The organism is Amycolatopsis sp. SID8362 (genome assembly GCF_010550475.1).
GTDB classification, from domain to species: domain Bacteria; phylum Actinomycetota; class Actinomycetes; order Mycobacteriales; family Pseudonocardiaceae; genus Amycolatopsis; species Amycolatopsis eburnea.
Genome location: NZ_JAAGNB010000170.1, coordinates 1 through 835 on the forward strand (window position 1 = coordinate 1; position 835 = coordinate 835).

1 protein-coding gene and 1 pseudogene are annotated in these 835 nt (G+C 71.6%); both read right to left on the reverse strand.

The features are described 5' to 3' along the window. Window positions 1–319 (reverse strand): transposase family protein (locus tag G3I65_RS58720; RefSeq protein WP_160695211.1); only part of this gene is annotated, 319 nt, incomplete at its 3' end. Between the two features lie 157 nt (window positions 320–476). Beyond that, window positions 477–835: pseudogene (locus G3I65_RS05965) on the reverse strand (serine/threonine protein kinase); the annotation flags it as partial.

Here is an 835-nt window from a genome sequence, read left to right on the forward strand (position 1 = left end):
GGGCGGCCTGGCGTCGCAGGACCCGGTTCAGGCGGGCGGCGCGGACGGCGAGCAGGGTGATGACTTCCAGCACCCACCGCCGGACCGTAGAGGCGGACACGCCCATGCCGGCCCCGAGGTGGGTCAGGCGCGGATCGTCGCGCAGCACGGCCAGGACGACCAGTGCCTGCTGGGCGGGGCCGGCTTTGCGCCAGCGGGACCGCAACCGCTGGCGGTGGGCACGGATCAACCCCGCGACCAGCTGCAGGGTCTGTCCGGACAGTGGAAGGGTGACCTGGTAGGAAAGAGGACCGAAGCCCTCGGCGGATGGTTGACTCACATCTCGATCCTGCCGAGGGCTTCACCTATCTCCAGGTTCGCCACGCTGGTCCCAGCGGCACTTCGTGTCACCACAGGCAACCACCACGAACCCGACACCCTGACCAGCCACAACCAGGATGAAACAACCCCATTGGGGCGCTTTCCCCGCGCGGTGGTCACTGGGTGCAGTGGCCGCCGCGGATCGGGACCGGCGTGCTCGTGTACACGTTCTTCCCGTCCGTCGCGCGGATCTGGAAGCAGTACCGGCGGGCCGGGTCGATCGGCACCTCCATCGCGCGCTGCCGGTGCGCCACCAGCACCATCGTGTCGATCCGCTCGCCCGCCACCACCACGGCGAAGTCGAGGTCGCCGTCGGCCTGCCAGGTCAGCCGGACGCGGTCGCCGAGGTCGGCGGGCTGGGCCAGCGCCAGGTGGACGTCCGGGGCCGTCGCGGTGGTGGCCGGCTGCGCGGCCGGCGCGATCGGGAGCGCGTGCCCGGTCACCTCCTCCGGCCCGGTGAAGAACGGCAGCACCG